A 405-nucleotide genomic window follows, 5' to 3' on the forward strand; every position below is an offset into this window, starting at 1 on the left:
CATCATCCAAGGTGCGGTTAATCCTTTTTTAATGGGTTTTCAAGGAGTAGGGATTGGGGCAATTACAGACAGTGCGGTAAGCCCGGTCACAGATACAGCCGCTCAGCAGACTCTACAAGGTATTAATGATTTAGGAAATTTAAGTCCGGAAGCACAACTTGCTGCCGCGAGCCTATTACAGGACAGTGCTTTTGCGGTAAAAGACGGCATTAATTCCGCCAGACAATGGGCTGATGCCCATCCGAATATAACTGCAACAGCCCAAACTACCCTTGCCGTAGCAGAGGCCGCAGGTACGGTTTGGAGAGATAAAAAAGTAGAACTTAACCCGACCAAATGGGATTGGGTTAAAAATAACGGCTATAAAACACCTGCTGCCCGACCTATGCAGACTGTAGACGGGGA

At 47.7% G+C, this 405-nt stretch carries 1 pseudogene; it reads left to right on the forward strand.

The annotated features are described in order from the left end of the window. Positions 1 to 405 (forward strand): annotated as a pseudogene (gene mafB, locus Q9I99_RS11305) (polymorphic toxin MafB class 3); the annotation flags it as partial.

It is taken from the genome of Neisseria basseii, assembly GCF_962707005.1.
Taxonomy (GTDB): Bacteria; Pseudomonadota; Gammaproteobacteria; order Burkholderiales; family Neisseriaceae; genus Neisseria; species Neisseria bergeri.